This is a genomic window from Pandoraea aquatica (genome assembly GCF_902459565.1).
Taxonomy (GTDB): Bacteria; Pseudomonadota; Gammaproteobacteria; order Burkholderiales; family Burkholderiaceae; genus Pandoraea; species Pandoraea aquatica.
Map to the genome: position 1 here is coordinate 445,521 of NZ_CABPSN010000004.1, position 25,885 is coordinate 471,405.

Consider the following 25,885-nt stretch of genomic DNA (forward strand, 5'->3'; position numbering starts at 1 on the left):
TCTCGCAACGCGTCAACCGGTGCGTCGCGAGATTCGACCCGAACAAGACTGATTGACCGTAGTTTGGGGCGCTCGTTGGTTGAGCGCCCGTTTTTCTTTTTCATATGCGAATCGCACTGGGCATCCACTACGACGGCACGGCGTTCTCCGGCTGGCAATCGCAGCCGCACGGCAACACCGTGCAGCAGGCGCTCGAGGCCGCGCTGCGGGAATTCGGTGGCGTAGCGCTGCCGACCACGGTCGCGGGCCGGACCGACACGGGCGTGCATGGCATCGGTCAGGTGGTGCATTTCGACACCGATCTGGACCGTGCGATGTTCTCGTGGGTGCGCGGCGTGAACGCCTTCCTGCCCAAGACCGTCGCCGTGCAGTGGGCGAAGGCGATGCCGGACGATTTCCACTCCCGTTTCGCCGCTTTCGAGCGCACGTACTTCTACGTCCTGTACGCGAATCCGGTGCGCTCGCCGTTGCTAGAAGGCCGTTGCGGCTGGCTGCATACGCCGCTCGATCTCGAGGCGATGCGCGAGGCGAGTCAGGTGCTGGTCGGCGAGCACGACTTCTCGGCGTTTCGTTCGTCCGAATGTCAGGCCAAGACACCGGTCAAGCACCTGTACGCCATCGATATCGAGCAGCACGGCGACTTCTTCCTGTTCCGTTTTCGCGCGAGTGCTTTCCTGCATCACATGGTGCGCAACATCATGGGGTGTCTGGTCGCGATCGGCCGTGGCCGTCAGGCGGCTGACTGGATGACGCACGTGCTCGCGAGCGGCGACCGCCGTCAGGCCGCCCCGACCTTCATGCCGGACGGCCTGTATCTGGCGCGCGTCGGGTATCCTGAGCGATTCGACGTACCCGAGCCCAATTGGGCTGCGTGGCCGTTCCCGATGCCGTGGGCCAAGTCATGAAATCCCCGAATGCTGTGAAGTCTCGTACGCGTATCAAGATCTGCGGCCTGTCGCAGGCCGCCGACATCGACCACGCGGTGGCGCTGGGTGTCGATGCCATCGGTTTCGTCTTTTACCCGCCGAGCCCGCGTTATCTGGACCTCGCGCGTGCGGCTGAACTGGCCCGCCGGGTGCCGTCTTATGTGAGCCTCGTGGGGCTCTTCGTCAATGCGAGTGCCGACGACATCGCCCGTACGGTGGACGCCGTTCCGCTCACCGCACTGCAATTCCACGGGGACGAATCACCCGAGCAATGTGCGGCGTTGTCGGTGGCGGCGGGCAACCGTCCGTACATGCGCGCTATGCGTATCGGCCCGGACACGAAAGACAGCGGCGATTTGCTACAATTCGCCAATACATACACCGCCGCGCAAGGCATCTTGCTCGATGCCCTGGTCGAGGGCTACGGCGGTGGAGGAAAGGTTTTCGATTGGTCACTTATTCCAAAAGACATCGCGCGTCGGGCCGTTTTGAGTGGTGGCTTGAACGCACACAACGTTGCTGAAGCCATCCGCCGGGTGGCGCCTTATGCCGTCGACGTGTCGAGCGGTGTGGAGGCGTCGCGGGGCGTGAAGGATCACGCCCGCATGACGGCGTTCGTGCAAGCGGTTCTCGCTGCCGACGCACAGTGAAGCAACCCGCCGGGGTGGGCGCAGGGGCAAGCTCTCCCGCCCTCCGGCAACCGATGAGTGACGACCATGTACGATTTACCTGACGCCAGCGGCCATTTCGGCCAATACGGCGGTGTCTTTGTGGCCGAGACGCTGATCCACGCGCTCGACGAGCTGCGCGCGGCTTATGCCAAGTATCAGCACGATCCGGCCTTCCTCGAAGAATTCCATTACGAACTGAAGCACTACGTCGGCCGTCCGTCGCCGATCTATCACGCCAAGCGCTGGAGCCAGGAACTGGGCGGCGCACAGGTGTACCTCAAGCGCGAAGACCTGAACCACACGGGCGCGCACAAGGTGAACAACGTGATCGGGCAGGCGCTGCTCGCGCGTCGCATGGGCAAGCCCCGTGTGATCGCCGAGACCGGCGCAGGACAGCACGGTGTGGCGACGGCGACCATTGCGGCGCGCTTCGGCATGGAGTGTGTGGTGTATATGGGTGCGGAAGACGTCAAGCGTCAGGCCGCCAACGTGTACCGCATGCAACTGCTGGGCGCGACCGTCGTGCCGGTGGAATCCGGTTCCAAGACGCTCAAGGACGCCCTGAACGAAGCCATGCGCGACTGGGTGACGAACGTCGAAAACACGTTCTACATCATCGGTACCGTGGCTGGCCCGCACCCGTACCCGATGCTCGTGCGCGACTTCCAGAGCGTGATCGGCGAAGAGTGCAAGGTGCAGATGCCCGAACTCGCGGGACGTCAGCCGGACTACGTGCTGGCCTGCGTGGGCGGCGGCTCGAACGCGATGGGGATTTTCTATCCGTACATCGACGTGCCGAACGTGAAGCTCGTGGGCGTGGAAGCGGCCGGCGACGGCATCGAAACCGGTCGCCATGCAGCGTCGATCATCGGTGGCACGCCCGGCGTGCTGCACGGCAACCGCACCTATCTGCTGCAGGACGCCAACGGTCAGATCACCGAGACGCATTCGATTTCGGCCGGTCTGGACTACCCCGGTGTCGGTCCCGAGCACGCATGGCTGCACGACATCAAGCGCGCCGAATACGTGGGCATTACCGACGACGAAGCCCTGCGGGCGTTCCATGATTGCTGCCGGATCGAGGGCATCATCCCCGCGCTGGAATCGAGCCACGCGCTCGCTTACGCGTGCAAGCTTGCACCGACGCTGCCGAAGGATCAGATCGTTCTGGTCAATCTCTCGGGGCGTGGCGACAAGGACATGCACACCGTGATGGCGCTGGCCAAGCCGGAGTCCGCGGGCAAGTCTGCGGGCAAATAAGCGGCGCGGCGAGATTCCATCGATCCTAAGGTTAAGGACAACAGAACCAGCATGACCGATCTGACTGATCGCAAGGCACAGAATGACGTCCTCGGGGCCGAGCGTCCCATGGACGCCACCGAAGCCGCCGCCGCACGTCTCGAGGCCATGGAAGCGGCCGGCGAGTTGCGCGCGCGTTGGGCGCCGGGCGACATCACGTTGCGTCATGCGGACTTCCTGCACCATCTGCACGAACTGGAAGACGGCAGCGTCGACCTGATCCTCGCCGACCCGCCTTACGGGCTCGGCAAGGACTACGGCAACGACTCCGACAAACGCTCAGGCGAGGATTTCCTCGGCTGGACGTACGGTTGGCTCGAAGCGGCGATTCCGAAGCTCGCGCCGCGCGGCTCGCTCTACCTGTTTTGCACGTGGCAGTACGCCCCGGAACTGTTCGTCTTCCTCAAGCAGCGCATGCTGATGATCAACGAGATCATCTGGGATCGCCGCGTGCCCAGCATGGGCGGCAGTACGCGGCGATTCTCGTCCGTGCACGACAACATCGGCTTTTTCGCGGTCTCGAAGGACTATTACTTCGACCTCGATGCCGTACGCGTGCCGTACGACGCCGCCACGAAGAAGGCGCGCTCGCGTCGCATCTTCGAAGGCAGCAAGTGGCTGGAGCTGGGGTACAACCCCAAGGATCTGTGGTCGATCTCGCGATTGCACCGGCAAGACCCCGAGCGCGTCGATCATCCGACGCAGAAACCGCTGCATATCATCGAGCGCATGGTGCTGGCCAGTTGCCCGCCCGGCGGTCTCGTGCTCGACCCGTTCATGGGCAGCGGCACGACTGCCGTGGCTTGCGCACTGCACGGCCGGCGTTTCGTCGGCTACGAGCTGAACGCGCACTACCACGCGCTCGCAAACCAACGACTTCAGAGACTTTCCGATCATGTCCCGCATTCAAGCGACGTTCCAAGCCTTGCAAGCGCAGGGTAAAAAGGGCCTCATTCCGTTCATTACCGCCGGCGACCCGGAGCCGGGCTGGACGGTCAAGCTGATGCATGCACTGGCCGACAACGGCGCCGATGTCATCGAACTCGGCGTGCCGTTCTCGGACCCGATGGCCGACGGTCCCGTCATTCAACGCGCCTCCGAGCGCGCGCTCGCCCGTGGCGTGAGCCTGGCCGAAGTGCTCGGCTATGTCGCCGTCTTCCGTCAGACCAACGACCGCACGCCGATCGTGCTCATGGGCTACGCCAATCCGATCGAAGCGATGGGCCTCGATGCCTTTGCCGAGCGTGCAGCCAAGGCTGGCGTGGATGGCGTGCTGGTCGTCGATTACCCGCCCGAGGAGGCCGAAGGTTTCGCCGGTGCCGTGCGTGCGCAAGGCATCGATCCGATCTTTCTGCTCGCGCCGACGTCGACCGATGCGCGCATTGCGGCGGTGGCGCGTCAGGCCAGCGGCTATCTGTATTACGTCTCGCTCAAAGGCGTGACCGGTGCGGCGAGTCTGGATCTCGAGAGCGTGGCGTCGAAGATCCCCCAAATCAAGGCGGTCGCCGACCTGCCGGTGGGCGTGGGCTTCGGCATTCGCGACGCCGAAACGGCCCGAGCAGTGGCGAGTGTGGCCGATGCGGTCGTGATCGGCAGCGCCATCGTGCAGCGTCTGGAAAACACGCCGCGTGATCTGGAGGGGCAGAACGCGGTAAAATCGCTGGCTGAATTTATCGGCGGTATCCGTCAGGCGCTCGACTCGGGCGCCAAATCGGCGTAAATTCGCGGCAGAAATTTGCCCGAATGGCGCCGCACGACGCAGATCCGTCCGGTAAAACGCTGAATTGAAACGACCGTATTATGCGGTCGCCTTGAAATGCCCCGGAAACGCCCGTTCCCTTGTGGGAGCGGGCGTTTGGCAAGGAGAAACTATGAGCTGGCTCGACAAGCTGCTGCCCCCGAAGATCAAGCAAACCGATCCGACGCAGCGCAACAAGAGCATCCCGGAAGGGCTGTGGATCAAGTGCCCGTCGTGCGAAGCCGTGCTGTATCGCGCCGACGTGGAAGCGAATCTGCATGTCTGCCCGAAGTGCGACCATCACATGCGAATCGGCGCGCGCGCGCGTCTGAACGCGCTGCTCGATCCCGAAGGCCGCTATGAGCTTGGCCAGGAAATCGTGCCGGTCGACGCACTGAAGTTCAAGGACAGCCGCAAGTACCCGGATCGCATCAAGGAAGCGATGGACGACACCGGCGAGACCGACGCGATGGTGGTGATGGGCGGTGCGATTCACACGCTGCCGGTCGTCGTCGCGTGCTTCGAGTTCTCGTTCATGGCCGGCTCGATGGGCTCGGTGGTCGGCGAGCGCTTCGTGCGCGGTGCGCAGAACGCACTGGAGCAGGGCGTGCCGTTCATCTGCGTGACTGCTTCGGGCGGTGCGCGTATGCAGGAAAGCTTGCTCTCGCTGATGCAGATGGCGAAGACCACGGCCATGCTGACCAAGCTGTCCGACGCCAAGCTGCCGTTCATCTCCGTGCTGACCGATCCCACGATGGGCGGTGTGTCTGCCAGCTTCGCCTTCCTGGGCGACGTGGTGATCGCTGAGCCAAAGGCGCTGATCGGCTTTGCCGGCCCGCGCGTGATCGAGCAGACCGTGCGCGAAAAGCTGCCGGAAGGCTTCCAGCGTTCGGAGTTCCTGTTGCAGAAGGGCGCGATCGACATGATCGTCAACCGTCGCGACATGCGTGACGAGATCGCGCGTCTGATCGCGCTGATGCAGCGTCAGCCGGCGGATGCCGTTGCCTGATACGGGATGCCAGGCGCGCGGGAGTCTCAAATGACTTGCGCGTGCTCACTCTGGCGATGACGCTGCACGCGCGGTTGCGTTGCCCCAAAGGGCGGTGCAACGGCGTAGAATGACGCAACGCCACGCAAGCGCTGCACCCGCGGCGCCTGAAAGCATCACTTAGCAGGATATGAAGCGCGGACGTTCGTGACGTCCGCGTTTTTGTTTTTCTGCCAGCACATCATGCCGACATACTCCACTCTCGACGCCTGGCTCGCCCATCTTGAAACCGCTCACCCTGTGGGCATCGACATGGGCCTCACGCGCATTGGTCGCGTGAAAGACGCCCTCGGCCTGCAATTCCCGTGCCCCGTCTTCACGGTCGGCGGCACGAACGGCAAGGGCTCGACCTGCGCCATCATCGAAGCCATTCTGCTGTCTGCCGGTTACCGCGTCGGCTGCCACACGTCGCCGCATCTGATCTCGTTCAACGAGCGTGCGCGCGTGAACGGCGAGATCGTCGACGATGCCACGCTGCTGCCGCATTTCGAAGCGGTGGAAAAAGCCCGCACGAGTTTCGACGAGCCGGTCTCGCTCACTTACTTCGAATTCACCACGCTCGCGATCATGCACATGTTCGCGACGGCCGGTCTCGATGCCGTCATTCTCGAAGTGGGCTTGGGCGGGCGACTGGACGCGGTGAACATCATCGATGCGGATTGCGCCGTCATCACGAGCATCGACATCGATCACCAGCAGTATCTCGGCAACACGCGTGAAGCCATCGCCATCGAGAAGGCGGGCATCTTCCGCGCGGGCAAGCCGGCCGTTTGCGGCGACCCGATGCCGCCGGCGACGCTGCTTGCCGAGGCCGAGCGCATCGGCGCCGATCTGTGGCTGTTCGGTCGCGACTTCAACTATCAGGGCGACAAGCAGCAGTGGAGCTATGGCGGACGCCAGATGCGTCGCCCGGCACTCGCTTATCCGGCGCTTCGCGGCGCGAATCAGTTGCTCAATGCGTCGGCGGCGCTCGCGGCGCTCGAATCGATGCGCGGCGTGCTGCCGGTCTCGGCGCAGGACATTCGACTCGGACTCGCATCGGTCGAGCTGCCGGGGCGCTTTCAGGTGCTGCCGGGGCGTCCGGCCGTGGTGCTCGACGTGGCGCACAATCCGCACGCTGCGGCGGCGCTGGGTCACAACCTCGACGGCATGGGCTTCTTTCCGTACACGTATGCCGTGTTCGGTGCGATGGCTGATAAGGACATCGAAGGCGTGCTGCGGCATCTGGTCGACAAGGTCGATCACTGGCGTTTGTGCGCGTTGCCGACGGAGCGGGCCGCGAGTCCGGCGCTGCTCGAAGAGAAGCTTCGTGCGGTCGGGTTCGTCGAAGATGCCGATCATTCGGTCGAAACCTTCGAATCCCCTGAGAAAGCCTATGCTGCCGCGCTCGAGCAGTGCGGCGAGAATGATAGAATTGTGGTTTTTGGATCGTTCTTCACGGTGGCGGGTGTGATGTCACACCGCAAATTGCAACGCCATTGAGCGCGAAAGCGCGTTTGCCGTGACATTTGCTTACGAGAAATGTCATGCGCATGACGCACCGGATGCGCGATGATCAGTCCAACGACGCAAGTTTCGACCTGAGCCAAGGGCCTATGGGATTGTTTTCCTTCCGCAAGAAAGACGCCGAAGCCGTTCCCCCGAAGCGCGGTAGCCGCAGGAGCGGCCGCACCGGCACCCGTACGGCGGGAGGGGGCGAGTACAGCGAGCACGAGCAACTCGACCCGCTGCTACCCGAAAAGCAACGCGCGCGCCGCCGCCTGGTGGGCGCGCTGGCGCTGGTGCTCGCGGCCGTCATCATTTTGCCGATGGTGCTCGCGCCCGAGCCGAAGCCGACGGCTGACGACATCGCCATTCAGATTCCCGGAAAAGACGCCAACTCGCCGCCCGTGCGCGTGAAGCCGCAGGCGGCTGTTGTGCCGTCGTCCGACGCGTCGCTCGACAAGGGCGAGGAAGCGGTCGACAGCAGCACGCTGGCGAACAGCGCCAAGCCCGCGCCGGCCCCGACTGCCGTGCCGCCGTCAGCCGCTATACCGGCCCCGGCCCCGACGCCCGCCCCGAGCGTGGTGCCCGAGCCGCAGGTGGCGCAGGCCAAGCCGGAGCATAAGCCGGACTCCAAGCCTGACGTCAAAGCCGACACCAAAAAGCCGGAGCAGCACGCCGACGTGAAGCCGGCCGCAAAGCCTGACTCGCATGACACGGCCAAGGCGCAGACCAAGACTGCGCAACCCAACAACAACGTCGCCGATCCGATCGCGCAGTTCGCGCAGAACAACACGGCGGCCAAACCAGCCGCCAAGCCGGACAATCACGACAACGCCCAGAAGACCGCCTCGAACGGCAAGTTCCTGGTGCGTATCGGCGCGTTCTCGACGCAGGACCGCGCGCAGGCGTGGCTCGTCAAACTCAAGCTGGTGAATGTGCCGAGCTATATGGTCAAGAGTTCGGTCGACGGTCGTGAGCTGTATTTGCTGCGGGCCGGCCCGTTCCCGGATCGTACGTCGGCCGAAGCGGCGGGCAAGAAGATCCGCGACGCCGGTCTGACGGCGCAGGTCGCCGAGGCGGGCTGAGTTGGGCGATACGGTGCATAGCGGTCTGTTGACCGTAGTGGATTACGCGGCCATCGCCATTCTGGTCGGGTCGATGTTGCTGGGCATGTTGCGCGGACTGGTGCGTGAGCTGTTCAACCTCGTGGGCTGGGTGGTGGCGTTCTTCGTTGCGCGCGCCTTCGGTCCGAGCGTTGCTCACTGGCTGCCGGCCGATCTGCCGGGCGGCGAACTGACGCAAGGGGCGCTGGGCTTTCTGCTGGTACTGGTCGCGGTGGTGTTCGGTGCCGGGATCGTCAGCGCGCTGGTGGGCCGTATGACCGACATGATCGGCCTGCGTCCGGCCGATCGCGGGCTGGGCATGCTATTTGGCATCGTTCGCGGCATTCTGCTCTTGATGTTGTTGATGGTCGCCGCCAAGTTAACGACGTTGCCGCAGCAACCGGTCTGGCAGCATTCGGTGACGCGTCCGTGGGTCGAGGCGGGACTGGAGCGGCTGATGCCGTATCTGCCGGAGCCGGTGCAGTACTACCTGCGCAAGCCGGACGCCGCCGTGCCGAGCGTCAATCCATTGGGAAAGACGATTCCCTTGCCACAGATGGAACCTTATCGCGGCGCGCCTGATTCAGGCGGTCAGGGCGGGCAGGGTGGTCAGGGCGTACAGCCCGTCACCCCGGGCCAGCCGTCGGGCGGACAGAATGGACAGAGCGGCGCATCGAACGGCGCCATCGATCAGGTGGCGCGCGGTGTGACGGCGGAAGTGGTTAATGAAGTGGCAAATGAAGTAAAGGCCGGGGCTACGAAGGCCGTCTCGACCCGATTGTCGAACCTGATGGGCGGCGCGGGGACAGGATTGAGTGCTCAGGGCGCTGGCGACGCTGGCGGCCAGCAGCAGGGGTGGGGAATGCGCAGTGGTGGATCGAACGGATCGTCCACGCCATCGACCGGCCTGCACAAGGTTTCCGAATGACGGATAATACAGTCCGTTTGATGCAGATTTCGATGTTTTTTGAAGGATTCATGCCATGTGTGGCATCGTCGGTGTAGTCTCCAAATCCCCGGTCAACCAGTTCATCTACGATAGTCTGCTGCTGTTGCAGCACCGCGGCCAGGACGCCGCCGGTATCGCGACGACGGATGGCCAGTCCTTCTACATGCACAAGGGCAACGGCATGGTGCGCGACGTGTTCCGCACGCGTAACATGCGCGACTTGCCGGGCACGGTAGGCATCGGTCAGGTGCGCTACCCGACGGCAGGCTCGTCGAGCGCCGCACAGGCCCAGCCGTTCTACGTGAATGCACCGTACGGCATCGTGCTCGCCCACAACGGCAATCTGACGAACTGGGAACAGCTCAAGGACGAGATGTTCCGTGTGGATCGTCGCCACATCAACACCACCTCCGACTCCGAAGTTCTGCTCAACGTGCTCGCGCACGAACTGCAGGAAAGCTCGCGCGACGGTTTGTCCGTCGACTCGCTGTTCCAGGCAGTGGGCAAGGTGCACAGCCGCCTGCGTGGCTCGTACGCCATCGTCTCGATCATTTCCGGCTTCGGTCTGCTCGCCTTCCGCGACCCGCACGGCATTCGTCCGCTGTGCATCGGTCGCTTCGACGGCCCGAACGGCACCGAGTGGATGATCGCGTCGGAATCGGTGGCTCTGGAAGGCATGGGCTTCGCGTTCGAGCGCGACGTCAAGCCGGGTGAGGCGATCTTCATCAGCAACGATGGCGAACTGACGTCGAAGCAATGTGCGCCGGCATCGTCGATGCATCCGTGCATTTTCGAACTCGTGTATCTGGCGCGTCCGGATTCGGTGCTCGACGGCGTGCCCGTCTACGACGCCCGTCTGCGCATGGGCGACTACCTCGCAGAGAAGATTCGCCGCGAGATCGATTACAAAGACATCGACGTCGTCATGCCGATTCCGGATTCCAGCCGTCCCGCTGCGATGCAAGTCGCCAAGCGTCTGGGTCTGAACTATCGCGAAGGCTTCTTCAAGAACCGTTACGTCGGCCGTACCTTCATCATGCCCGGCCAGGCGATGCGCAAGAAGTCGGTGCGTCAGAAGCTCAACGCGATGCGCGTCGAGTTCAAGGACAAGAACGTGCTGATCGTCGACGACTCGATCGTGCGCGGCACGACCAGCCAGGAAATTGTGCAGATGGCGCGCGACGCCGGCGCACGCAAGGTGATCTTCGCCTCGGCTGCGCCGCCCGTGAAGTTCCCGAACGTGTACGGCATCGACATGCCGACGCGTAGCGAACTCGTCGCCCATGATCGTAGCGACGAGGAAGTCGCCCGCATCATCGGTGCCGACGAACTGATCTATCAGGATGTCGAGGACATGAAGGCGGCGGTGCGAGACATCAACCCGGCGCTCTCCGACTTCGACGCCTCGTGCTTCGACGGTAAATACGTCACCGGCGACATCACGCCCGAGTACCTGAACCGCCTGGAGCAGCAGCGCAAGGCGCCGAAGGCGCCGGTCGCGGAAGCGAGCGAAGGCGATGACGGCGAGCCGCGCGGCGCGCAACTGGGCCTTTAAGCCCTGCGCGGCGGGGTCTGACATGGCCGGAAGGCGGGTCGGGCCGCGGCCGCCGGGTGTGCCAGTGGAGTTTTTCCTTCTCCGCTGGCAACGTGCTAAACTGCATCTCACGTCGATTTGATTTCAGCTTGCGGACGTGGGGGAATATCCCCGAAACAGCTAAAGCGAGGCCTAGACAGATGGATTTCGAGCCCGTTTTGCTGACAAGCGAAACGGGCTTTTCTTTTTTTGGCCGGCGGGAGCGCCGACCCAATGACGAGACACACGATGGATTCCTTCGACTTCGATACCCTGGCGGTGCGCGCGGGCACGCAACGCTCCGAGTTTGGTGAACACTCCGAGGCGCTGTTCCTGACCTCGAGCTTCGTTTTCAAGAGCGCGGCCGAAGCCGCCGAGCGCTTCGCCCATTCGGAAGAAGGGTTCACGTACTCGCGCTTCACCAACCCGACCGTATCGATGTTCCAGGACCGTCTGGCTGCGCTCGAAGGCGGCGAGGCTTGCATGGCGACGGCGTCGGGCATGAGCGCCATCGTCTCGGTCGTGATGACGGCCCTGTCGGCAGGCGATCACCTCGTCAGCTCGCAGAGCATCTTCGGCTCGACGCTGAACGTGTTCTCGCAAATCTTCAGCCGCTTCGGTGTGGAGACGACCTTCGTCGATCCGACCGATCTCGACGCCTGGCGCGCCGCGATCCGTCCGAACACGAAGATGTTCTTCCTGGAGACGCCGTCCAACCCGCTCACCGACATCGCCGACATCGAAGCCATCGGCAAGATCGCGAAGGAGGCGGGCGCGCTGTTCGTCGTCGACAACTGTTTCTGCACGCCGGTGCTGCAGCGTCCGATCGAGTACGGTGCGGATGTCGTGGTGCACTCGGCAACGAAGTATCTCGACGGTCAGGGCCGTGTGTTGGGCGGTGCCATCGTCGGCAAGAAAGACTTCATCATGGGCAAGGTGTTCACGTTCGTGCGTAGCGCCGGACCGACGCTCTCGGCGTTCAACGCGTGGGTGTTGCTCAAGGGCATGGAAACGCTGTCGTTGCGCGTTGAGAAGCAATCGGCCAACGCCTTGGAACTCGCGCAATGGCTCGAGAAGCAGCCGCAGATCGGCCGCGTGTACTATCCGGGCCTGCCGTCGCATCCGCAATACGAACTCGCGAAGCGTCAGCAAAAGGCGGGCGGTGCGATTGTCGCGTTCGAACTCAAGGGTGCGACGCCTGCCGAGCAGCGCGAGAACGCATGGCGTCTGATCGACAACACGCGCGTGTGTTCGATCACCGGCAACCTCGGCGATACGCGCACGACGATCACGCACCCGGCCAGCACCACGCACGGCCGCATCACGCCGGAAGCGCGTGCGGCGGCGGGCATCACCGAAGGGCTGATCCGTCTGGCCGTCGGTCTGGAATCGCCTGCCGACATTCAGGCCGATCTGGCACGCGGTTTTGTGAGCTGAGCGGATCGGACACGTCATGAGCAAATTCTGGAGTGCGGGTGTCGCCGATCTGACGCCCTATGTCCCCGGTGAGCAGCCGCAGATGCAGCGGCTCATCAAACTCAATACCAACGAGAATCCGTACGGCCCGTCGCCGCGTGTGCTCGCCGCCATTCGCGACGCACTCGGTGCAGACGCCGATGCGCTGAAGCTGTATCCGGACCCGGATGCACGCCGCTTCAAGCAGGCTATCGCCACGCGTTTCGGTCTGGAGGTCGCCAACGTTCACGTCGGCAACGGCTCGGACGAAGTGCTGGCCAACGTGTTTCAGGGCCTGCTCAAACACGACAAGCCGATCCTGTATCCGGACATCACGTACAGCTTCTATCCCGTGTACTGCGGGCTGTATGGTGTGGCGTTCGAGAACGTACCGTTGACCGACACGTTCGAGATCGATGTCGACGATTACCTCAAGCCGAACGGCGGCATCATCTTCCCGAATCCGAACGCGCCGACCGGGCGTGCGCTGGCGTCGGGCGAGATCGAGCGTCTGCTGACAGGCAATCCGGATTCGGTGGTGGTGATCGACGAGGCGTACATCGACTTCGGTGGCGAGACGGCAGCGACGCTGATCGCGAAATATCCGAATCTGCTGGTCGTGCAAACGCTCTCGAAGTCACGCTCGTTGGCGGGGCTCCGTCTGGGCTTCGCGATTGGGCATCCGGATCTGATCGAGGCGCTGGAGCGTGTGAAGAACAGCTTCAACTCCTATCCGCTCGACCGTCTCGCGCAAGCGGCAGGCGTCGCTGCGATTGAGGACGAAGCGTATTTCAACGAGACGCGTCAGGCGGTGATCGCAAGCCGCGATGCACTGACGGCGCGACTGTCGGCACTCGGCTTCGACGTGCTGCCGTCGACGGCGAACTTCGTGTTCGTGCGTCATCCGTCGCATGATGCTGCGCAGTTGGCGGCGTCGTTGCGTGAGCGCTCGATCATCGTGCGTCACTTCAAGCACGCGCGCATCGCGCAGTTCCTGCGAATTACCGTGGGGACGGAGAGCGAGTGTCAGGCACTGACGGAAGCATTGAAGGAAGTCCTCGGCGCTTGAGCGATTGAGGACTTAGTCGCTCGACGGCACACGCGCCGTCTGCACGAAACGACGGGGGAAGGATGCGATATCGCGTCTTTCCCCCATTTGCATTTCTGCGCACCCGCACCTGTCAACCTTGACAGTTGTTGCCCCTAAAGCGCGCGGGTCAGGATGATGCCGGGACGCGTGGCGTCTCATGGTGCCGCTGCCGTTAGTCGCGAAGTGGGCGTGGCTGGCGGCGGCACCTTCACCTTTCTCCAGTGGGGATCATCATGAGTCAGGCACTGCGTAGTGGCGATTTCGATCTGACCTTCGGTCAGGGCGGTCACGTGGAAACGACGTTGGTAACGCCGGGGATGATGTTGCTTCCCGATCAGAAGATCCTTATCTTCAGTACGTTGCAGGACGGCGTTGGCATGAAGGTGACGCGACTCCTCGCCAACGGTCGCCCGGACCCGGCTTTCGGCGAGAACGGTGTCGATGTTCGTCTTCCGCACCCCTTCATCGGACGCATGGCATCGTTCGTACCGATGCGGCAGTCCGACAACAAGATCGTGGTGGCGAGCACATTGACCATCAGCAGTGACATCAGTTGGGGGCTTGTTTTGCGATTGCATCCCGACGGCCGTCTGGACGACACGTTCGGTAACGCGGGCGTCACGGTCGTCGATGTGCCAAAGGGCCTCGGCGACTCGATTCGGGGCGCAATGATGTTGCCGGACGACAAGATCGCGCTGGTGATGGAATGCGTGATCGCCCCTAACAACGTGATCGAGGTTTTAGTCCGACTTGCTGCCGATGGCACGTTCGATTACACGTTCGGTGAAGGCGGGTTCGCATACACGATTGCCGATGGCGCGAACTTTCCGCGTTCCAGCCTTCTGCCCGACGGAAAGATAGTGCTGGCCGGAAGTGCGTCCTATCCGGATCCCGTTAAGTTGCAGGCGGTTGTCGCGCAGTTCCTGCCCGATGGACAGCCCGACCCGTCGTTCGGATCGGAGGGCTACGCTTATCTCGATTATCAGGAGGCTTTTCCTGACTTCTCTTTCTGGCAAGCCGCCGCGTTCGCCGTGCAACCGGACGGGAGGATCATGCTCGTCGGGACTTGCAGCGATCTTCCTGCCGGTCAGTTTGGGGATTCGTTGACTTGGTACACGAGGTTGTTGCCCGACGGCACTTCGGACGCTTCGTTCAACGGCGGCGAACTCGTTTTCTCTCGCGCCGAAGGGGTTGAGTGGTTCCTAGGCTCGATGGTGGTCGCGGGCGACGGCAAGGTCGTGGCGGCCGGCTATACGACAGGCAAGTCGAAGGCGGTGCTTGAGCGCCTCGAACCCAACGGTGCCGCCGATCCGACGTTTGGCGACGGCGGTGTCGTGATCGCCGAGCTGCCGTCTCCCGACGGAATTTGGGTGCCGTCGACGTTGCTGGCTCAGGCGGACGGCAAGCTGTTGATGCTGGCCCATACCTTTATCTATCCCACGCCGATGCGTTTGAGCCGGGTACTCACCTGAGCACAGGCGACGCCCGCGCACGGCAAAACGGGCCTCGTTCGAGGCCCGTCTGCATGATGCAATCTGCGCCAGCGATGCGCGTTAAGCCAGATACCGACTGATCCGGGTGCGCGGCGGCTCGACGCCGAACGACCGTTCCGTCGTGAGGATCTTGCCATCCGGTTGAAGTGCCACGCCTTGGGTCAGCAGGAGTTGGCCGCTCGGATGTTCCGGTCCGATGACGATGCCGTTGTCGCCGAACGTCGCGTCGCGCGTGCCGTCCACGTTCAGGCGTTCCAGCGTGAGACGAGACGCCCCGTAAGTCGATCCGGCGATGACGATCTTTCCATCCGCCTGAATGACCATGCCGAACGGCGCGTGATTCGTGCTGCCCACGCGAGACAGCAGCGGCACGCCGCCGTTGAAGCCGGGATCGCTGCTGCCATTGGGCAACAGGCGGAAGAACCAGACGATGCGCGTCGACCCCGGCTCAGCGGACAATTCGCTTACGGTACCCGCAAGGGCAAGCTTACCGTCGCTCTGCACCGCAATCTGGTCGACGTTCCAGTAACGCAGGTTCGGATACGGACCGGACAGGTCGATCGGTGCGTGGCCGCCGTTGCCGAACGCCGGATCGGGTTTTGCATCCGGACCGAAGCGGGAGACACCGATGCTGTCCCCGGCGAACATCGTGCCGTCGGGCAGGGCGACGAATGCGGTTGCCTTGCCGGCGGCGACCGGGTACGGGACTAAACCTTCCGGGCCGAACGAGCTGTCCCACAAGCCGTCGGTATTGACGCGGGCAAACGTCGACGCTTCGGGCGCGGTCGACGACTGCGACGCATTGCCGAGGACGATGATCTTGCCGTTGTTCAATGGCCGCATGCCAACGAGGCTGTCGCGCGTGCCGGGTGGCAAATGGATCACGTACTTGCCGTCTGCACCCCATTCGGTGTCGATCTCGCCGTCCTGATCGATACGGACCACCTGTATCAGGTGGATGCCTCGACGGCTGTTGATACGGTTCGCGAGGATGATCTTGTCGTCCACGGTGAGGGCGGACATCTCCGGGTAGAACGACTCGCCATTGGTATTGCCGAACGGGATGTACATTTTCCCGCCGGTGCCAAAGCTGGCGTCGGTCTGACCATCCGCCAGATACCGGTAAGCGTGGACGCCGTGGTTGAGCAGTTCCTCCGTGCCGAAGACGAGAAGCTTGCCGTCCGGCAGCAGTTGGGCGACGCCGCTGGCGATGTCGATGTTTAACTGTCCTTGTGTACCGAAGCTGGTGTCCAGCGTTCCATTGCGTGAAGTTTTCGACATGATGCGATCTCCCGGGAGGGCCGTGCAGGGCCCGCAGGTGTCAGAAACAATCGGATGAGAAATCGAATGCGAATCGACAGGAGGGGACCGATATCGCACCTCGACAATCCGCGCGGACAGCATCTCAGTGCCGATGAGGCGCATCAACTGACAACCTTGACAGGTGCGGTGAGAGATATCAGTTGTGCCACAGCGCAGCGGGCGAAAGAAGGGCATCGGTGCACGTCCTTCGCCATTCGACATCGGTGTCGCTAACACGACGCAATTAGGGACCTGCTACATATGGAAGCGCCGGATACGGATGCTCGAGTCAGCGGACGTGGTGACCAGAAGCTTTCCGTCCGGTTGAACTTCGATATGCCGCAACCGCTCCCCCCCGTCGTCTGAAGGGACAATCACCACGCCGTTCTCACCGAAGGTCGCATCGGGCTTGCCGTCAACGGTCAGACGTTCAAGCGTTGAGCGCAGATCCAGTACTGTAGTGCCGCCAGTGACGACCTTGCCGTCGGCTTGCACAGCAATCGACGCCAGCGTGTGACCAAAGGGACCATGGCTTGAGGCGACCGGATTGCCGTCATTGAACGACGCATCTGGACGACCTTCAGGCGTGACGCGAGAAACCCAGACTACGGACTTGCCGCCGTCGACCGTATATCCCGCGACGACATGACTGCTGTCGGGAGACAGCGAGGAAACAGTGATAGGCCACTCCTCCGTACCCGGCAACTGTCCCGAAAAGTCCAGGTAGACGTGGCCGTTGTTTCCGTAGGTGGTATCGGGCGAGCCGGCGTCCGTATAGCGAGACACCATACCCAGGGTTTCAGTCCTGTTCAATGAGCCGGCAATCGCCATGCGACCGTCGGGCAGCGCGTGCAGTACATCCAGCGTTGCGGTTTCGGGGAAGTCGCGCGAAATGCCGTTGACGCCGAAGCTCGGGTCAAGGCGGCCGAACGGGGAGAAGCGTACCGCGAAACTGAAACCACTTGTCTGCGTGTTCATCGCGCGTCCGAGCGCGGTGGGTTTGTTCAGGGGCATCAGCACCATGGAGGTCGTTTGCGTGCTCATCACGCCCGGGATTTCGAGCAGTGTTCTGCCATTCGTGCCGAAATCCGGGTCAAGCTTGCCGTCGGTGAACACGGCGAAGAACACCATGACGGTATGGAACGAGGTTTGTTGACGTTGCAGCGAAGCGCCGATCACGTTCCTGCCGTCCGTCGCCCGGTGGAAGTCTTGCATCTGCAATCTGATGCCCGGCACATCGGGCAGTGGCGTGATGACCCCTTCGGCCGGATACGACGGATCGGGCGATCCGTTTTCGAGATGACGAAAGGTCTGGACGCCGAGAAGCCCCTCTCGACTTGCTACGGTCAGGATTTTTCCGTCGGGTTGTCGCTTAGCCTTTCCTATGATTTCGGCATCGGTGACGATGTCGACCCGACCGTTGTTACCGAACGTGAGATCGATCTCGCCACTGCGGGGTGATTTGGACATGGTGTTTTCTCCTTTCCAAAGGGGGCGGCGTTATCGTTCTCCGGGCGGCAGAAAGATCAGGGTTACACTGCGCCACACGACAACGTCTTCGGACAGCGTTGCATCTGGTACCTCCGGCATCAACTGTCAACCTTGACAGGTGCGGTGAGTGATTTCATTCGTGCCGCTGGCGAGCGCACGATGATCGCGAATTGCAGCGCGAAGCCTGCGGCCATGGCGATCAGGCAGGCGCGAATGCCGAGCGACGACGCAATCCACGCGCCAAGAAACGCGCCGAGCGGACGTGCGCCGAAGGTCGCCGTCATCGTGGCGGCCGAAACGCGTGCAATGAGTCCGCCCGGTGTCACGACCTGTCGCAACGAGGTCGTCGAAATCGTCCATACAATCGGGCCGAAGCCGAACAGGAAGAACGCGACAAAGACCAGCGCATAGGCCGCGCTGTGCCTGGCACCGTCCAGCAGCATCGATGTCGACGCCATCAATACGGCAGCGAGCGCTGCGCAAACCGGCCCCAGAAGAATCTGACGTCCGAACGTCAGTCCCTGAGCGATGCGCGCATAACCCATTGCGCCGCACACCATCCCGAAGCCGTAAACGCCCAGTGCCGCGCCGACCGCCTGCGCGGAGAAAGCGAGCGCGTCGATGGCGTAGAACGCGAAGATCGCCAGCAGCAGATACCACGACGTGTTGAACACAAAGGCCGTCGCGACGATTGATCGCAGATAGGTGTTCGTCGCGATGAAGCGAACACCTTCCGCGAGTTCACGCTTGAAGTCGCGACGTGTTGGGGCGCGCAGCGCTTCTGCGGGAAGACGCGACAGCCAGAACGCACTGCCGAGCGATAACGCGAAGGCCGCTGCAAATGCGAATGTGCCCGAGGCGACGCCGGCGAGCACGCCACCAATCGCAGGTCCCGCAGTGAAGGCGATGCTGCGAGCCGTTTCAAGCCGCCGGTTCGCGGTGAGCAGATGGGCCGGGCCGACGAGCATCGCCACAAGCGACGGAGCAGCCGCCCCGAAGACGACCGTCCCCGAGGCCATAGCGAAGCCCAGCACGCCTAACGCCGTGAGCGACAACCACTTCATCTGGAACAACGCGAATAGCAGCAGTAGTGCCACAGCGCGCAGCAGTTCCGTGGCGATCATCAACGGCTTGCGTCGATATCTGTCGGCGAGCACACCGGCAGGCAACGAGAGCAGCAGGAAGGGCAGCGTCGTGGCGGCCTGCAACGAGGCAGTTTGTTCTGCGGATGCGCGCAACGCGATCACGGCCACGATGGGAATGACAGCCAACGTCATTTGCTCGCTGAACTGCGCGGCGAGATTCGCGCGCGATAACGATGTGACGAGCGAGACGACGCCGGCGTCCGGTGATGCCGTGTCGTGCGGCGATGAGGATGTCGCCTCTACCGTAGTGGACGGCGAGCAGGGCGAAAGCGGCGGGCGAGCGTCTGACATGAAGGTCCCTTCGAGGTCGTTATCTCGAAGAGAGTCTAGGTAGATCCCGCGGCGAAAACGCTCCGGTTCTTGCTATTGAATCGAGGCGTCGCGCAGTCGGCCAATGATGGCCGACTGCGCGAGCACACGGTTATGCAAGGAGTCGACGAAGGACTATCCCAAATGGCTCTGGATCAAATTCGGAGCGGCTGACACTGCAGACCAACAGTTTTCCGTCCGGTTGAATATCGAGGCTGGCCATGACCTCCCTGCTTCCGGGAGGGATGGACGTCACAATTACCACACCGCCATTGCCGAAGCTTGCATCGTGCTGACCATCGGCATTCAGGCGCAGCAGGACAAGCTCGGAGAAGCTCTGTGTCTGACCCGCCGACACAATTTTTCCGTCCGCCTGCACGGCAAGATGCAATCCCGTATAGCCATGACCGTCCAGGTAAGTCACGACGGGTTTGCCGCCATTGAATGTGTTATCGAACTGTCCGTTCGGCGTCAGCCGAGATAGCCACACACCCTGGCCGCCTCCCTCATTCGAATTGCCTTGCACGACATGGCTGCCATCGGGTGACACCGCGGAACTGACCACAGACCACGCAGCACCGGGAAACTCCGACGAGAAATCGATATCTGTGAAACCCTCGGTACCGTAGGTGGTGTCCGGCACGCCCGCGCTCGTGTAGCGGGCTACCAGTCCGGTGACGCCGCTCCTCGTCGACTCCCCGGCAAGGGCCAGCTTTCTGTCGGGGAGAATGTGCAAAGTCCGGAAGTTTGCGTAGGTGGGGAAGTCGCGCGAAACGCCGTTCAAACCAAACGAGGGATCACGCTGTCCGGCGGGAGTGAGACGCACCATGAGGGTGAAGCCACGGTCATTGGTGTCGAGCAAGCGTCCCAGCATGACCGCTCTGTCGTCCGACAGATGCATGTCGTGCGTGAACGTGCTAATTGCGTCGGGTAATTCGATCACGGTCGCGCCACCCGTGCCGAAATCCGGGTCGAGCTCGGCGTCTTCGTCAACCGACATGACGGCCATGAGGGTCGGTGTCTCGTTTGCCTGAACCCGCACCGAGCCCGCGATGATGAGCCGCCCGGTCGTCGTTTCTTCGAAGTTTGTCAGCTCGAAGGCGTGGCCCGTCACACCGGACAGCGGTACGACGACGCCGTCAGGCCGGAATACAGGATCAGGACCTCCGTCTGCCAAATGGCGATACATCCTGACGCCCATGAGCCCTCTCTCGCTCACGACAGTCCAGAGTCTGTTGTCTGGCAGACGTTTTGTGATTCTGTGAGTGCTTCGGGGGTTGACGATCTCGACAATCCCATTGGATCCGAACGACGGATCGAGTTCTCCACTGCGTGTCTTCTCGGACATGATGTGCTCTCCTTCCAAAGAGGGGCGCGGTGCCGACGTGACGTCGACCGCCGCGAACCGGCGCTGTGCGGCCGCGTCGCGGCCGGCAAGTGCTAGCGCCTTTGGATAGGGTTGCATCGGATGTCTTCGCCATCTACTGACAACCTTGACAGGTGCAGTTCGGCGAAAACGTAGGAGAGCGACGGAGCCGTGCGGCGACACCGTCGTTACATCACCCGGCCTCGGCGGGTAGCACCGCGTGACCCGACGGCGAGTACGCGCGCCCATTGATGCGACGGGGCATTGGAACGAACGCATCGCTCAGCACGTCGTGCGACGCGTTGTAGTACGACGTGTCGATGTCGAGCAGGCCGAGCATCGTGTGGTCCAGACGGTCGGTCTGGTAGGGGCGTTGCTCCAGCGCCGCGCGTGCCCTCGCGTCGACGGCATCGCGTGACCATACCAGCATCGGGATCTCGTAACCGGAGGCGTCGGCGACCGACTGGCCTGAGTGATTGCGCGTGTGACCGACTTCCTGCGCGTGATCCGAGCTGAACAGCAGACTCGCGTCCGACGCGCCGGTTGCGGCCATCGTCTTGCGAATCAAACTGGAGACGACATAGTCGTTGTACGCGATGGCGTTGTCGTAGTCGTTGCGCGCATGCCGCACCCAGGGCGAGCGTCCCTGCGCCTCGAGCGTCGCCATCACGCTGTCGTCGGTATTGTCGAAGCGCGCGAATTCGTCCGGGTAACGCATATCGTAGGTCGGATGCGCGCCCAGCAAATGCACGACGATGAGCTTGCGCGGGGCGTCGCTCGCGAGCGCTGCTTCGAAGTCCGGCAGCAGATTGCCGTCGAAATTGTTCTCACCACGCCCCGATCCCTTGTTGATGAAGACGCGCTCGTCCGCGCGATTGGCGACCAGCCCCAGCCAGCCGTCGTTAGGCATCTGATTCGAGATCCAGTACGTGCGATAGCCGGCTTCTTTGGCGAGCATCAGCAAGTCGGGTTTGCTCGTCCACGCGTCGGGGTCGTCCAGATGCGCGGGCGTGAGCATCTTCATGAGCGAGGCCATCGTCGCCGGCTCCGACGACACGACATCGCGGAACACCGTGAGGTCGTCGCGCATCGTGTCGAGCATCGGCGTGGTGTTGCGCGCGTAGCCGTAGAGCGACATGTTGTTGCGGTTCTGGCTCTCGCCAATCACCCACACCACCGTCTTTTGCGCCGGTCCGTGATACCTCACCTGCCAGTCGGCACGCTGCGCCATGTTGCGATCGAGCTGGCGCTGCAATTCGTCGGCGTGTGCCAGCTGTCCCTTGTAATCGAGATAGCGAATCGGCCAGTAGAGGACGGGATTTTCTTTGGCCATCGTCGGGTTCAGATGCAGCGCGACGAAGCCGGTGAAGAGCGTGGCCACCGCGATCTTGCTGCGGCGTCGCAACGGGGAAAGCACGCGCGAGGCCTCGGCGCGCGACAGGCGGCGCTCCAGCACGACAACCGCCGTCATCAGGATCGTGAAGACGGCGCTGGCTTCGGCCACGTCGCGCCAGTTGTGGCGGAAGAACTCGCCCGTCTCAGCGGGATTCGTGTTGAACACCGCCTGCAACACCAGCAGATGGTTCGGTCGCAGGCCGAAGTAATCGCGCAGGAATCCCTTGGTCGCCGCGTCGAGAAAGAAGACGGCGATGACAGCGAGCGTGGTCGTGCTGAGCCACGCGGGTCTTGCGCGCAGCAACAGGCACAGCCCGCCGAGTCCCGGCAGGGCCGTTGCCATGATGGCAGCACTCTTGCCGAACTCGTTCGTGCTGAGCATGCCGAGCGCCCAGAACAGGGCGAGTCCGCCGAGCCCGAGCCCGAGGCGGTAAAGCAGTGATTTCAAGATGGTCATCCCCCAAAGCTGCCGACACGTCGGGGCGTGTCTGTCGATTGCTGCCGGGAGGGCCTTGGGTGGCCGTCCGTCCATGGCAGCAAGTGGATCGCAGCTTCGACCGCAGTTTGCGTATTTGGTGTCGTGGGGAGGCTATTTTTGGGACGAATCCCGTTCGGTATTCCGGAATGACTCAGGAACTTGTTGCACCGAAGGTCAGTGCGGGTCAGTGCAAGCGCGCGCCGTTCGGGACTTTGCGTTCCGCGCCCGCGAGCACGATGGCCCCGTCGGCGTCGGCAAATCCTGTCACGAGCACCTCCGACACCACGCCCGCGATGCGCTTCGGGCCGAAGTTGCACACGCATAGCACCTGGCGGCCGACGAGGTCTTGCGGCGTGTAGTGCACCGTGATCTGCGCGCTGGAGGTCTTGACACCCAACTCACCCAGATCGACTTCCAGCACGTAGGCGGGCTTCTTCGCTTTCTCGTTGACGCGTGCCGACACGACCGTGCCCACGCGCAGCTCGATCTTCTCGAAGTCCTGCCATTCGATGAGGTTTGCGGTGTCGGGCTTGTTCTCGGAATCCGTCATTGGCTGCTCCGTTCGCGACGCCAAAGGGGATCGCGGCATAGGGGAAGGAAAGGGGAGAGCGTAATGCGCCGGGTGTCGGGTTGGCTTGTGAAATTCGGCAGACAGCGGACTGGCAGCTGTGGACGGTAGGCGGTGAAGGCCGACGGTAGATCGCGCGCCGGAGGAGTCAGTCGGCGGTCCGGGCGCGCCGCCACGCAGCAGGCGTCAGGCCGAAGTGCTGACGGAAGGCATGGGTGAGGGCGCTCTGGTCGTTGAAGCCGACGTCGAGTGCGATGTCGGCGAGTGGGGCGTCTTCATCGAGCAGCAGCGATGCCGCGCGGGCGAGTCGCAGGCGTATGAGGTGCCGGTGAGGTGTCTCGCCAGTCATCGCTACGAAGCAATCGTGGAAATGTCGCACGCTCATGCCCGCTTCCCGCGCGAGGGTGGCGGTGTCGAGCGGTGTGGCGAGGTCGGCTTGAAGCCGGGCATCGACCTGCGCCAGATCCAGCCGCACGGTACGCGAAGCGTGACGTGCCGGCGCGAGCCGAGGTGCGAGGGCTGCGAGCCATTCCCGCACCACCGGGTCGTCGGCATCGAGCGGACGTCCGTCATTCACGCTGGCGCTTACCCGATGGACCAGCGCCAGCAGCCCGGCATCCAGCGCGAAGAACGCTTCCCGCGCAAAGGCGCGCGCTGTGCCGGTGGCGTCGGCAATCGCGGTGGGGACATCCAGCACGATCTGCCGGTTCGGTCCATCGCCCCGATAGCCATGCCGTACGCCCGCCGGAATGACCACGCCATTGCGCGCGCCCACGCGGCCGCGCTGGGTGGCGTCGCCGTCGAGCGAAAGCGACATGCGTCCGGACAGCCCGATTACGACCTGATGGAAGTCGTGCGTGTCGGTGCTATCGGTGGGACGGTACTCGCGAAGTTCGAGAATCGGGGCGGACATGGCAATGGGTGAGGCGGTTATTACCGCCAGATGGAATAAGGCGGCAAAGGTGCATGACTTCAGGTTATGAGAAAACGCGCAAAGCTATCCCGGATTGATTGGTTCGGGTGCGTGGGACGCCTCGCTACACTGGTTCACCAGTGGCCGGCGGCGCTTCCTCATCGACGTCCCGGTCGGCATCGCGGGCACCGCTAGGGTGTCTGTGGCGCGCTTCGATTCCACAGGGCCGCGGCCCGTCTTTGGCAGGGAAGTATGACATACGCCGTCACGATCTCGGGCAGCCCGTCGGCTGCCTCACGCAGCGCCCGCTTGCTGCGTTTCGTCGAATCCGATCTGGCTGCGGCCGGCATCGAGGTGCGCCGCATCGACATCCGTGCGCTCTCGCCCGCTGCGCTGCTCGCCGCCGATACCTCGCACGACGATCTGCGTCATGCGCTCGCCCAGGTGGCCGGTGCACAGGCGGTCGTCGTCGCCACGCCCGTCTACAAAGCGGCCTATAGCGGCCTGCTGAAGGCCTTTCTCGACGTGCTGCCGCAAGACGGTCTTGCGGACAAACTCGTCGCTCCGTTCGCGACCGGTGGCAGCCCCGCGCATCTGCTCGCACTCGACTACGCGCTCAAGCCGGTGCTTTCGGCGCTCGGCGCGCAGCACATTCTGCGAGGCGTGTTCGCCGTCGATCTGCAAGTGCCGAAGGAAGAGGGCGCGACGCTCGACGCGGGCATCGCCGAACGTCTGGGCGCGACCGTCGATCAACTCTCGCAATGGCTGCATGAGCGCGAGGTGATCCGTCAGTGGCCGGGCAAGGTCGCCGAAGGCATCCGCAATGCACGCGGTGCGCGTGCAGCCGGCGCCACGCTTGCTGCCTGAGTGCCGGAGTCCGTATGCAAGTCTTCTGGTTTATTCCGACGCACGGCGACGCACGTTATCTCGGCACGTCCGACGGCGGACGCGTCTTCGATTTCGACTACGCGCGTCAGATCGCCAGCGCCGTCGACACCCTGGGTTACGAAGGCGTTCTGCTGCCCACCGGGCGCTCCTGCGAAGACGCATGGGTGACGGCGTCCAGCCTCATTGGTGCCACGCGCAACCTGAAGTTTCTCGTCGCCATTCGTCCTGGCATCGCATCGCCTGCGCTCACCGCGCGGATGGCGGCGACGTTCGACCGACTGTCGGGCGGCAGGCTGCTGATCAATGTCGTCACGGGCGGCGACGCCGGCGAACTCGAAGGCGACGGCTTCTTTGCCGATCACGCGCAACGCTACGAAGTGACGGATGAGTTCCTGCGCATCTGGCGTTCGATTCTGGAGAAATCGCATCACGGCGAGAGCGTCGATTTCGAGGGCGAACATCTGCGCGCAAAGGGCGCAAAGCTGCTGTACCCGCCGGTGCAAACGCCGCATCCGCCGCTGTATTTCGGGGGATCTTCGGAGGCGGCGCGCCAGATTGCTGCCGAGCAGCTCGACGTCTACCTGACGTGGGGCGAGCCGCTGGCCGATGTCGCCGAGAAGATCGCGGACGTGCGTGCGCGCGCCGCCAAACTCGGCCGCACGTTGCGCTTCGGGTTGCGACTGCACGTGATCGTTCGTGAGACGGAAGACGAGTCGTGGCGCGCTGCCGATTCGCTCATCAGCAAGCTCGACGACGAGACCATCGCACGTGTGCAAACGCAGTTCGCGAAGATGGATTCAGAAGGACAGCGACGCATGGCTGCGCTGCATGGCGGACGTCGCGACAAGCTCGTGATCGCACCGAACCTGTGGGCCGGTGTGGGACTCGTGCGCGGCGGTGCCGGCACAGCGCTCGTGGGCGATGGCCCGACGGTGGCGCAGCGGCTGCGCGAATACGCGGATCTTGGCATCGACACGTTCATTTTGTCCGGCTATCCGCACCTCGAAGAAGCGTATCGCTTTGCCGAACTGGTGTTCCCGCATCTGCCGCGTGAGGTGCGCGAGAAGCTGGGCCATGGCAACACGCCGTTGTCGGGCCCGATTGGCGAAGTGATGGCCAACAACATCGTGCCGCAGGCGTCGCAAAGCTGAGCCGCCAGAACACATCGATTTCATTGGATTGAAAGGAAGCGGGGCCGTG

The 25,885-nt window shown here is 63.2% G+C and carries 22 protein-coding genes; 15 read left to right on the forward strand and 7 right to left on the reverse strand.

Annotated elements, in window-relative coordinates; translation table 11 throughout:
* Nucleotides 1-104 precede the first annotated feature (104 nt).
* The 13 genes from truA to PAQ31011_RS16380 all read left to right on the forward strand — a co-directional run bounded on the left by truA (nucleotide 105) and on the right by PAQ31011_RS16380 (nucleotide 14,809).
* Entirely contained in the window at nucleotides 105-905 is an 801-nt protein-coding gene (gene truA / locus PAQ31011_RS16320) for a tRNA pseudouridine(38-40) synthase TruA (protein WP_150576799.1), read from the forward strand.
* The gene (locus tag PAQ31011_RS16325; RefSeq protein ID WP_150576800.1) at nucleotides 902-1,576 is read left to right on the forward strand and encodes a phosphoribosylanthranilate isomerase; all 675 of its coding nucleotides are present in this window, start codon (nucleotides 902-904) and stop codon (nucleotides 1,574-1,576) included. Before truA ends, PAQ31011_RS16325 begins: the two co-directional genes overlap by 4 nt.
* A gap of 66 nt (nucleotides 1,577-1,642) precedes the next feature.
* A complete protein-coding gene (gene trpB, locus PAQ31011_RS16330; RefSeq protein WP_150576801.1) occupies nucleotides 1,643-2,857 on the forward strand; it encodes a tryptophan synthase subunit beta in 1,215 nt (404 codons plus the stop codon).
* Between the two features lie 108 nt (nucleotides 2,858-2,965).
* Complete coding sequence (locus PAQ31011_RS16335) at nucleotides 2,966-3,838, forward strand: DNA-methyltransferase (RefSeq protein WP_150576957.1); 873 nt, start codon at nucleotides 2,966-2,968, stop codon at nucleotides 3,836-3,838.
* Complete coding sequence (gene trpA / locus PAQ31011_RS16340) at nucleotides 3,792-4,616, forward strand: tryptophan synthase subunit alpha (protein WP_150576802.1); 825 nt, start codon at nucleotides 3,792-3,794, stop codon at nucleotides 4,614-4,616. The genes PAQ31011_RS16335 and trpA overlap by 47 nt, the downstream gene beginning before the upstream one ends.
* A 151-nt stretch (nucleotides 4,617-4,767) precedes the next feature.
* The gene (accD, locus tag PAQ31011_RS16345) at nucleotides 4,768-5,643 is read left to right on the forward strand and encodes an acetyl-CoA carboxylase, carboxyltransferase subunit beta (protein WP_150576803.1); all 876 of its coding nucleotides are present in this window, start codon (nucleotides 4,768-4,770) and stop codon (nucleotides 5,641-5,643) included.
* A gap of 222 nt (nucleotides 5,644-5,865) precedes the next feature.
* On the forward strand, nucleotides 5,866-7,164 hold the full coding sequence (gene folC / locus PAQ31011_RS16350; protein ID WP_150576804.1) for a bifunctional tetrahydrofolate synthase/dihydrofolate synthase: 1,299 nt from the start codon (nucleotides 5,866-5,868) through the stop codon (nucleotides 7,162-7,164).
* 113 nt (nucleotides 7,165-7,277) lie between these two features.
* Complete coding sequence (locus tag PAQ31011_RS16355) at nucleotides 7,278-8,252, forward strand: SPOR domain-containing protein (RefSeq protein ID WP_150576805.1); 975 nt, start codon at nucleotides 7,278-7,280, stop codon at nucleotides 8,250-8,252.
* 1 nt (nucleotide 8,253) lies between these two features.
* Nucleotides 8,254-9,198, forward strand: a complete 945-nt coding sequence (locus PAQ31011_RS16360; RefSeq protein ID WP_150576806.1) for a CvpA family protein — start codon at nucleotides 8,254-8,256, stop codon at nucleotides 9,196-9,198.
* Between the two features lie 55 nt (nucleotides 9,199-9,253).
* Nucleotides 9,254-10,774 carry an amidophosphoribosyltransferase gene (purF, locus tag PAQ31011_RS16365; protein ID WP_150576807.1) on the forward strand — a complete coding sequence of 507 codons (1,521 nt, stop codon included), beginning with the start codon at nucleotides 9,254-9,256 and terminating at the stop codon, nucleotides 10,772-10,774.
* A 267-nt stretch (nucleotides 10,775-11,041) separates the two neighbouring features.
* Nucleotides 11,042-12,229 carry an O-succinylhomoserine sulfhydrylase gene (locus PAQ31011_RS16370; RefSeq protein ID WP_052252956.1) on the forward strand — a complete coding sequence of 396 codons (1,188 nt, stop codon included), beginning with the start codon at nucleotides 11,042-11,044 and terminating at the stop codon, nucleotides 12,227-12,229.
* 16 nt (nucleotides 12,230-12,245) lie between these two features.
* Entirely contained in the window at nucleotides 12,246-13,316 is a 1,071-nt protein-coding gene (hisC, locus tag PAQ31011_RS16375) for a histidinol-phosphate transaminase (RefSeq protein ID WP_150576808.1), read from the forward strand.
* A gap of 254 nt (nucleotides 13,317-13,570) precedes the next feature.
* Nucleotides 13,571-14,809 carry an NHL repeat-containing protein gene (locus PAQ31011_RS16380; RefSeq protein WP_150576809.1) on the forward strand — a complete coding sequence of 413 codons (1,239 nt, stop codon included), beginning with the start codon at nucleotides 13,571-13,573 and terminating at the stop codon, nucleotides 14,807-14,809.
* Between the two features lie 81 nt (nucleotides 14,810-14,890).
* Here the strand turns inward: PAQ31011_RS16380 and PAQ31011_RS16385 are convergent, their stop codons facing one another.
* The 7 genes from PAQ31011_RS16385 to PAQ31011_RS16415 form a co-directional block, all read right to left on the reverse strand.
* A complete protein-coding gene (locus tag PAQ31011_RS16385; protein WP_174990157.1) occupies nucleotides 14,891-16,111 on the reverse strand; it encodes an NHL repeat-containing protein in 1,221 nt (406 codons plus the stop codon).
* 276 nt (nucleotides 16,112-16,387) lie between these two features.
* On the reverse strand, nucleotides 16,388-17,602 hold the full coding sequence (locus PAQ31011_RS16390; RefSeq protein ID WP_150576811.1) for an NHL repeat-containing protein: 1,215 nt from the start codon (nucleotides 17,600-17,602) through the stop codon (nucleotides 16,388-16,390).
* Between the two features lie 119 nt (nucleotides 17,603-17,721).
* Nucleotides 17,722-19,059 (reverse strand): MFS transporter, encoded by a 1,338-nt coding sequence (locus PAQ31011_RS16395; RefSeq protein WP_150576812.1) that lies wholly within the window; start codon nucleotides 19,057-19,059, stop codon nucleotides 17,722-17,724.
* A gap of 130 nt (nucleotides 19,060-19,189) precedes the next feature.
* The gene (locus PAQ31011_RS16400; RefSeq protein ID WP_174990158.1) at nucleotides 19,190-20,542 is read right to left on the reverse strand and encodes an NHL repeat-containing protein; all 1,353 of its coding nucleotides are present in this window, start codon (nucleotides 20,540-20,542) and stop codon (nucleotides 19,190-19,192) included.
* A 94-nt stretch (nucleotides 20,543-20,636) separates the two neighbouring features.
* Nucleotides 20,637-22,286 carry a phosphoethanolamine transferase gene (locus PAQ31011_RS16405; protein WP_150576814.1) on the reverse strand — a complete coding sequence of 550 codons (1,650 nt, stop codon included), beginning with the start codon at nucleotides 22,284-22,286 and terminating at the stop codon, nucleotides 20,637-20,639.
* 214 nt (nucleotides 22,287-22,500) lie between these two features.
* Entirely contained in the window at nucleotides 22,501-22,866 is a 366-nt protein-coding gene (locus PAQ31011_RS16410) for a tRNA-binding protein (RefSeq protein ID WP_150576815.1), read from the reverse strand.
* A gap of 166 nt (nucleotides 22,867-23,032) precedes the next feature.
* The gene (locus PAQ31011_RS16415; RefSeq protein WP_150576816.1) at nucleotides 23,033-23,797 is read right to left on the reverse strand and encodes an AraC family transcriptional regulator; all 765 of its coding nucleotides are present in this window, start codon (nucleotides 23,795-23,797) and stop codon (nucleotides 23,033-23,035) included.
* 252 nt (nucleotides 23,798-24,049) lie between these two features.
* On the opposite strand from PAQ31011_RS16415, the gene ssuE reads away from it, so the two are divergent.
* Both ssuE and ssuD read left to right on the forward strand, forming a co-directional pair.
* Entirely contained in the window at nucleotides 24,050-24,664 is a 615-nt protein-coding gene (gene ssuE, locus PAQ31011_RS16420) for an NADPH-dependent FMN reductase (RefSeq protein WP_150576817.1), read from the forward strand.
* Between the two features lie 14 nt (nucleotides 24,665-24,678).
* On the forward strand, nucleotides 24,679-25,836 hold the full coding sequence (ssuD, locus tag PAQ31011_RS16425; RefSeq protein WP_150576818.1) for an FMNH2-dependent alkanesulfonate monooxygenase: 1,158 nt from the start codon (nucleotides 24,679-24,681) through the stop codon (nucleotides 25,834-25,836).
* The last annotated feature ends 49 nt before the right edge of the window (nucleotides 25,837-25,885 follow it).